We start from the raw sequence: 8596 nt of genomic DNA, 5'->3' as shown, positions 1-8596 counted from the left end.
CCGGCTCAGGTGCAGAGCCGCGTGGACGCCTACCAGCGCTTCACGTCGATCCTCGGCGTCGCGCCGGGAGCCAACCTCTACTGCTGACGGCCCGAAGACGACAGGGTTCCGGCGGGGCGCCATGTTCAGGGCGGTGGAGTTGCCCCTGCGACTCCACCGCCCTTCGGCACGAGTGACGCCTGGCGGCTGAGCCCGCTACCACGATTCCATGCGTCGGGCATTGTGGTGCGGACCCACGCCAGGGATGGGCGGTCTCCGCTGGTGGACGCGTGCCTGGCCGGTCCTCCGGCCGGGCCGAGCCGGTCGGCCACTTCACGCCGACCGCGATGACGTCCGCGCCCCTTTGGCGCTCCGCGGCCCACCGGACTGCGGGGTGATGCGGTGAGGTGCTATCGCGCGGTCGGCCGGCAGCCCGTTTCGGCGGACTGGTCACGCAGGTAGCGGGACTGTTCCGAAGAGGTGAGGGTGGTGTCGACAGCATCGCAGATGTCGCGGATCGCGCCGGCGGGGTCGGGCAGGTCGACGCTCCACAACTCGGCGGAGCCGCCCGCACCGATGGCCAGGTTCCGCCCGTCCGGGCCGAACGCCACCGTTCCGGGCGAGCGGGTCGGCAGGGTGAGCCTGGTCCGGCCGGTGGCGAGGTCCCACAGCTGGACTCCTCTCGTGCTGCTCGTGGCCAGGGTGCGCGCATCGGGGCTGAAAGCCAGCGACGCCACCTCACCGCCGACACGGAAGCTGTCTTGGAGCCGACCGGTGCGCGCGTCCCACAGCTTCACGGATCCACTACTGCCGCCCGCGGTGGCCAGGGTGTGCCCGTCCGGCGCGAACGCGAGGGACAGCGGGCTCCCGGCGCCCGGCTTGACGGTGCTCTGTGCGCGGCCGGTCCCGGCGTCGAGCAGCCTGACCTGGTCGCCGCCGGCCTCGATGGCCACGACGGCGAGTGTGCGGCCGTCCGGGGCGAACGCCACCGCCCTGACGGTCCGGCCGTGGCCGGTGCGGACGGCGTACAGCGCGCCGGTCGAAAGATTCCACATCCGCACCGATCCCTCGCGGCCGACGATGGCGAGCCGTGTCCCGTCGGGACTGAAGACCGCGGTCTCGACGGCGCCCATGGCGCGGCGTCGGCGAAGGCGGCCCGTGGCGACCTCCCGGACCTCGATCACCCTGTTCCTGGTGGCCCCGTCCTTGACGCCCCTGGCAGCCAGGGCGCGCCCGGTCGGGTCGAACCCCACGGCCCCGAGGCGGAGAACCGTGTCGGGCAGTTGCTTTCCTCCGGGTGCCGGGTCGGTGTCGAGCGCCAGGGTGGCTTCGCGATCGCCGGTCCCGGCATCCCAGAGCTGCACCGACCCACGGCCGGGCGGCCCTTGGCGGACCGTGGCCACCCTGTGTCCGTCCGGACCGAAGGCCAAGCCGCCGATGTGCGTGCCGGCGGGGCTGGGCAGAGTGGTCCGCGGGTGATCGGCGGGCAGGCGGTTGACCCGGATGGTGGGGTCCGAGTTGCTGCTGGTCACCAGGGTGCGGGCGTCAGAGCTCAGGGCCACTGTCGTGCCCCGTCCGTGGTAATCGATGGGCACGGCGGCCCGCTCCGTGCCGGAGGCGGTGTCCCACAGTCGCACCGTGCCCCCTGGGCCAGGGATGGCGAAGGTCCGTCCGTCAGGGGCGAAGGCCACCTCGTTCGACCCGACGGCACCGTCCCTGATGGTGCGCCGGACAACGCCGGTGGCCACCTCGCGCAGTTGCACCGAACCGTCGGTGCGGACAACCGCGTACGTCCGGCCGTCAGGGCTGAAAGCCACAGCGGCGCCATCGATTTGGCTGTCGTGGGAGGCCAGGGTGCGGCCGGTGGCCAGGTCCCACACCCGCACCTGTCCGGTGGGGTTCACCGCGGCGACGGTCCGTCCGCCAGGGCCGAAGCTGACCGCCTGCGGGTCGGGGTGGCCGGTGAAGCCGTGCCGCCTGTGGCCGGTGGCCACGTCCCACACCCGTACAGTCGTCGCGGAGTCGGCGGCCACGGTACGTCCGTCAGGGCTGAAGGCGATCCCGCGTACCGAGCCGCCGGGGATGGTGAGGGTTCCGAGTTTCCTGCCGGTGACCGGATCCCACATGCGTATCACCCCGCCGACGGAGACTGCGAGGGTGCGTCCATCGGGGCTGAACGCCGCGACACCGCTGTCGTCGGGGCCGGTGAGTGTGTGTCGGAGCCGGCCTCGGGGCAGATCCCAGATCCGCACTTTGCCGTCTCTGCTCTGGGCTGCGAGGGTATGCCCGTCTGGGCTGAGGGCGATGGAATCCACGGGTTTGGTGCCGCTGAGCAGGCGCTTGCGCAGCGGTAGCGCTGCGGCGGCGTACAGGGCGGCGGTGGCTTCGCGGGTCGGGCTGGTCCGGTAGGCATGGACAGCGAGCAGTGAGGCGAGGTCGGGTTCGGAGTCCAGCAGTGCACTGGACTGGGCGGCCAGTTGCCGCGACTGGGCCAGGTGCTGGGCGGTCACCGCGCCCTGCCACTGCCGCACGGCGAGCCCGGCGGCGACGAGGGCGAGGCACAGGGCGGCGGTGACCGCGGTGAGCACCAGTCGGTACCGGCGACGGCCCTTCTGCTCGTGCTCGCGGCTGGCGTCGAGGAAGGCGTGCTCCAAGGCGGTCAGTTCCCCGCGCGGTGCGCCCCCGTAGTGTTCCTGAGCGGCGGCGAGCCGGCTTCCACGACACAGAGCGCCCTTCTCGCGGCCCAGTTCCTGCCAGACGTCGGCCCCTTCGGTCAGGTTCCGGTGCACACGCAGGCGTTCGCGGTCCTCCTCGATCCACCCGCGGAGCCGGGGCCAGGCCGTGATCAGAGACTCGTGGGCCATCTCGACCGTGTCGCCGTCCAGGGTGAGCAGCCGTGCTCCGGCGAGTGCCTCCACCACCTGGGCATTGTCATCCCGGCCGGTGCCGGGCAGTTCCGATCGCCTGACGGGACGGCGGGTGTCGGGAGTGCCGTCGCCGGGGGTGACGAGGCGCAGCAACACGCGGCGGGCGGCGGCCGCCTGGCTTTCGGTGAACCGGCCGTAGAGTGTCTCGGCGGTCTTGGCGATCGCGCCGTGCAGGCATCCGGCCGCCTCGTACCCCGCCATGGTCAGTGTCTTGCCGCGGCGGCGGCGCCAGGTCTCCAGCAACGCGTGGGACAGGAGCGGCAGCCCTCCCGGCGCGTCGGTGACCTCCTTCACCAGCCGGTCGGTAAGGGCGCGTTCCACGGTCAGTCCGGCGGCGGTGGCCGGCTTGACGACGGCGTCGCGCAGTTCCGTCCGGCTCATCGCTCCGGCCAGGAGGTTGGCATCGCGCAACGCGTCTGCCAGGTCGCGGTGCTCGGCGCAGCGGCCGTAGAAGTCGCCGCGCACCGCCAACAGGACCCGCAGGCGGCTCTCGGGCTGCCGGGCCGTCAGCAACAGATCGATGAAGCGAGCGCGCTCGGCCGCATCGTGGCAGAGGGTGAAGACCTCCTCGAACTGGTCGACGATCACGAACGTGTCCGTCCCAGCGCCGCCGTCGTGGGCAGTTGCTGGTGTGAGGAGGGGAGCGTGGCTGCGGGCGGGGCGTTCGCCCGGTGTCAGGATCCGGATCGCGGCCGGTCGCAGGCCCGGCTCCTGAGCACGCCGGAGGACGGGTATCAGGCCGGCGCGCAGCAAGGAGGACTTACCGCTGCCGGACGGGCCGAAGAGGGCAACGAACCGCCGATGGCGCAGCAGATCGACCAGTTCGGCGGTGAGCTGGTCCCGGCCGAAGAACAGGCCGGTGTCCCCGCTCTCGAACCGTGCCAGGCCTCGGTACGGCGCGCGGGATCCATCGATGTCCCGAGAGCCGTCACCGGCGCACTCCTCGACCGCCTCGTTCCACCGGGCCTCCCAATCCGCCCGGTCTCCACCGCACGCCGCCGCATAGGCCAGGGCCACCGGCAGTGTCGGCAACTGCTCGCCCGCCGCCGCCTGGGACAGCGTGGTCACCGAGTAGCCCGCCCGCAGGGCCAGCGACCGGTACGTGATCCCGTCCGCGTCCGCCCTCAGCTTGCGTAACTCGAACGCGAACCGCTGCACCGGACCAGCCGCCGGATCCACCGGCACCTCACGACGCCCCGCCACACCTTCACCCCCTCCAGCACCCCGCATCACAGCGGGGAGCCGGTCGATACACCTCAGTGACACCCGCAGGGCTCGCGCGCCCCGTTCTTTGTTCGGCAGCCAGAACGGTACTGCCGAACAATGTTCCAGCCGCTGGACTCGGTGATGCGAGACGGCGCGGGGACCGCTCCGAGGGAACCCTTGCTGGTCGTCGGCGCCCCGCAGGGAGCGCGGCCCAAGCGTACGCAGCAGGCCCACGTCACCCCTGGGAAGCCGCCCGGCTCCTTCACGTCAAGGCCGCAGCGAAAGGGATGAAACAGTGCACCGGAACCGAGTCCGAGGCGGCGAGTGGGTATCTCGCCAACAGCCGCAGCAACAGCCGCAGCAACAGCCCACAACCGCGGGGGCGGAGTTCGGCGGGCGCAGGCAACCGGCACAGCACCGGGGCAGACAGGCCCATGGGCGCTGTCAGCCTGCAACGCGGGTGACGGGCATGCTCGCCGCCTTCTTGGACCAGGCCGGCCAGTGAACAGCACACCGGCGATCGCGACGTAGACCACTCAGGCACGCTTCGCGTTCCGCCGCCCACGGTCGCACCTTCGTCGGCCGACTCGAAGGCCTGATGATCCCCCGCCGTTGCGGACCGCGTCGGCACCGGCCTCACGACAGGCCCAACGGACACCCAACCGAAGAGGACTTCGTCCACGCATGGAATCCCCGCCCCTCGTTCCCGCTGCACCGAATCGATCGCTCTCCGTAGCTTCACGATTACTGAAAGTCATCTCGCCGACCGGTCCGTCACGGTTGGGCTGGCTGGACGCCTTGCGCGGCATCGCCGCACTCGTCGTGGTCTTTGACCACTCGTCGTACACCTTCATGGCGGAATTCCGGCGTGAGTTGATGCCTGAGTTCAACACCAGCCGCTACGGCATCATGGTGTTCTTCCTGGTGAGCGGCTACATCATCCCCGCGTCGCTGGAGCGCCGGGGCTGCGTCCGGACGTTCTGGATCGGACGGATCTTCCGTGTGTACCCGCTGTGGACGGCTGTCGTCACGGCGCTCCTCGCCGCCGACCTCTTGGGCATGGCGAAGTGGCGTGACTTCGGTCATCTGAGCGCTGCCACCGTGGTTTTCGCCCACGCGACAATGCTCCAGGAGCTACTGGGGACGCCCAGTCTCCTGCTCGTCCTGTGGACGCTCTCCTACGAGATGTCCTTCTACCTGCTGGTGGTCGCTCTCTTCACGGTCCGCCTTCACCGCCATTCTGCGGCGGCCGCGGTCATCTTGGCCGTGCTCGCCGCTGTGAGCGTGACGGCGGGAGTGGTGCTGCCGGCCTCTGCCCTGTCCGGCCTGGTCGGCACCGGCCCGCTGGTCGCGTTCGCCTCGATCGCCATGGGGGTCGCCGTCTGCTGTGCGGGCGCCAGGTCATCCGTGCTCCGCGTGTTCGGGGGCGTGCTGGGCGGTGCGTTGGCGCTCGTCCTCGTCTCGTTCAACGGCACGGTCCCGCAGTGGGAGGGGCTGGTGATCCTCGCCGTGATGTTCCTCGGCACCGCCGTCCACCGCGCCGAGAACGGTCAGGGAACCTGGCGCCATGCGGCCGGCGCCTCCGTCGTAGTGGTCGCCTGTGCCGCGGGGAGTGCGTACGCGTACGGCGACGGTGACCACTTCGCGCGGCGGGGCTGGATCGTCGCGTTCCTGCTGGCTGTGCTCACCTTCGGCGCCGGACTGGCGTCGCGCCGTCGGCGCGTCCCCCGGATGCTGACCGGATTGGGGACGATCAGCTACTCGGTCTATCTGGTGCACCCGGTGCTGCTGGCGGTGATCGACCACACGGCCGGCCGACAGCGGCAGGACAATCTTGCGCTCGAAGCGGTGTTCTTCGCCGTGCTGCTGCCCCTGTGCCTGCTGACCCACCAATACATCGAAGTGCCGAGCCAGGCCTGGGGCCGCGGGTTGGCGCGCCGCGTGCGGCCACCGTACTGAAGGCCGGTTCCTTCGGCGGTCACCCCTCAAAGGCGGCCGCGGCTCCGCGACATGCCCGGGATGGGGGTGGTGTCGGACGTGAGGGGCGCGACCAGGCGGCTCGAACGGTGTTCGGAGAAACGTGACGCGGCACACATGCCGCTCCGAGGCGTCCCGCTTACCAGCCACTTCACCCGGTTCACGTGTGGTGACTGAGCGTCAGATCGCCCAATTCCTCATTTAGTACCCGGAGTTACATCTGTGGGCGCGGTCGGACTTGCTATCGTGTTACTCGTTGGTAGCAATCCGTAGGGGGCCACGGGAGCCGGCGCGAGCATCGCCGCCGCATCCCGGGCGGATTGGCCGAGAAGGACGTTCTGGCAAGGGGGCCAGGCGGACACGGCATCTGCGGCGTACCCATGACGCGGCCTCCGAACTCCAGTCCTCCCGCTCACTTATCCGAACAGGTGAGACTCCTTTTATGGCTCGTTCCCTGGTCGATCTACTGACCACGCATGCCTCCCGACAGCCCGACCGGACCGCCTACCGGTACCTCGTCACGGGTGACTGCGACGGAGAGCTCCAGGACATCTCCTACGGGCGGCTCGCGGAGCGGTCCCGGGCCGTCGCCGCCTGGCTGCAGGAGCGTGGCCTGGCCGGTTCCCGCGCCATCCTGCTGTATCCGCCCGGCATCGAGTTCATCTGCGGTTACCTCGGCTGTCTTTCGGCCGGGGTCGTCGCCGTGCCGGGCCTGCCCCCGCAGGGGCGGTCGCAGAACCACCGTGCCCTGCTCCGGATGAAGCGACTGATCGCCGACGCGGACGCCAAGGTCATCCTGGGTGGCCGTGAGGTGCTCGCGGCCCTCGCCACCATGTCGGAACACCTGCCCGAACTCGCCGAGATCACCTGCGTCGCGACCGAGGACATCCCCGACGAGGCGGCCGGTTCCTGGCGCGAACCCGACCTCACCGCCGACTCGCTCGCCTTCCTCCAGTACACCTCCGGGTCCACCTCAGCCCCGCGCGGGGTGATGGTGACCCACGGGAACCTGCTGGACAACGAACGGGTCATCACGGAGCGGATGGGCCACACTCCCGACGTGATCGAGGAGTACGACCATGAACTCTTCGTCAGCTGGCTGCCCGTCTATCACGACATGGGCCTCATCGGTCCGGTCCTGAACGCGGTCTACCTCGGCGTGACCGCCACTCTCTTCTCCCCGCTGCACTTCCTGCAGCGGCCCGAGCGCTGGTTGACCGCCATCAGCCGGTACCGCCCGCACACCAGCGGCGGCCCCAACTTCGCCTACGAACTGTGCCTGAAGCACGCCACCCCGGACCTCCTCGACGGCCTCGACCTGAGCCGGTGGAAGGTCGCCTTCAACGGCGCCGAACCGGTGCGGGCCGCGACCCTGCGCCGGTTCACCGAGACCTTCGGTGCGGTCGGCTTCCGCCGTGAGGCCCTGTATCCGTGCTACGGCCTGGCCGAGGCCACGCTGATCGTGACCGGCGGTTCGGTGCAGGCCCCGCCCACCCTGGCCAGTGCCAGTGCCAGTGCCAGTGCCAGTGCCAGTGCCAGTGCCACTGACACCGCCACCGCCGACGGCTGGGCCGGGGCGGGGCCGCCCGCCGGCGCGGCGGAGGCCAGGTCGGCGGACGCGGCAGCGGTCGGCTCAGGCCGGCCCGGCCCCGGCATCACCGTGGTGATCGCAGACCCCGAACGGCAGGAGGAGCTGCCCGAGGGCGAGGTCGGCGAGATCTGGGTCTCCGGAGCGAGTGTCGCCAAGGGCTACTGGCGCAACGCGCTCGCCACCCGGCAGACCTTCCGGGCCACCCTCGGGGGGCGCGAGGGCCGGTTCCTGCGCACCGGCGACCTCGGATTCCTGCGCGACGGCGAACTCTTCGTCACCGGCCGTCTCAAGGACCTGATGGTCATCGACGGACGCAACCACTACCCGCAGGACCTGGAACTGTCCGCCGAGATGTCCCACTGGGCGCTGCGGCCCGGCTGCACCGCCGCCTTCTCCGTGGACGGCGGAGGGGAGGGTGAGCAGCCCGTCGTCGTCGCCGAGGCGGCACCTGAGGCGGCGGGCGAGTCCGAGAAGATCATCGATCTGATCCGCGGCGCCATCGGCGAGGCGCACGGTCTGCCGGTGCGCGACGTCGTGCTCGTCCACCCCGGCACCATCCCCAAGACGTCCAGCGGGAAGATCCAGCGCCGCGCCTCCCGGGCGGCCTATCTCGACGGCACTCTCTCCCTGGTCGGCGGGCCCGCGACGAGATGATCCGCACCGCCGACGGCGCGCCCACGCGCCGTCGGCGGCTCAACGGCGGCCTCGGGTAAGTCTGTTCCTCGGTCATAGGCCGTCGCTGCGGCGGTGGTGTGTCATCGCCGCGGGGGTCTTGCCGCGCTGGTACTGCCACCGGAGTCCGCCGCACGCCAACCGAATTCACCGTCTGCCGTCTGCCGTCTGCCGTCTGCCGTCTGCCGTCTGCCGTCTGCCGTCTGCCGTGCGACGTGCGTCGGCGGCATCCGTCGTACGCCGA

At 70.8% G+C, this 8596-nt stretch carries 3 protein-coding genes and 1 pseudogene; 3 read left to right on the top strand and 1 reads right to left on the bottom strand.

The genetic code is table 11. The features are described from left to right. Positions 1–87, top strand: a pseudogene (locus ACFYW8_RS31210) (chitinase); the annotation flags it as partial. A 302-nt stretch (positions 88–389) separates the two neighbouring features. Here the strand turns inward: ACFYW8_RS31210 and ACFYW8_RS31205 are convergent. Next, positions 390–4109: a helix-turn-helix domain-containing protein gene (locus tag ACFYW8_RS31205; RefSeq protein ID WP_389084507.1), complete on the bottom strand. Its 3720-nt coding sequence runs from the start codon at positions 4107–4109 to the stop codon at positions 390–392. Between the two features lie 687 nt (positions 4110–4796). Here ACFYW8_RS31205 and ACFYW8_RS31200 point away from each other — a divergent pair. Both ACFYW8_RS31200 and ACFYW8_RS31195 read left to right on the top strand, forming a co-directional pair. Then, entirely contained in the window at positions 4797–6071 is a 1275-nt protein-coding gene (locus tag ACFYW8_RS31200; RefSeq protein ID WP_389084502.1) for an acyltransferase family protein, read from the top strand. A 460-nt stretch (positions 6072–6531) separates the two neighbouring features. Continuing rightward, entirely contained in the window at positions 6532–8334 is a 1803-nt protein-coding gene (locus ACFYW8_RS31195; RefSeq protein WP_389084499.1) for a fatty acyl-AMP ligase, read from the top strand. Positions 8335–8596: the final 262 nt, after the last annotated feature.

It is taken from the genome of Streptomyces sp. NPDC002742 (assembly GCF_042888885.1).
Taxonomy (GTDB): domain Bacteria; phylum Actinomycetota; class Actinomycetes; order Streptomycetales; family Streptomycetaceae; genus Streptomyces.
Note: the sequence above shows the minus strand (reverse complement) of the source record. Positions and strands in the feature narration are given on the sequence as shown.

Coding starts and splice junctions, on each gene's coding strand:
- ACFYW8_RS31195 (WP_389084499.1), top strand. CDS start 6,532: ATGGCTCGTTCCCTGGTCGATCTACTGACCACGCATGCCTCCCGACAG.
- ACFYW8_RS31200 (WP_389084502.1), top strand. CDS start 4,797: ATGGAATCCCCGCCCCTCGTTCCCGCTGCACCGAATCGATCGCTCTCC.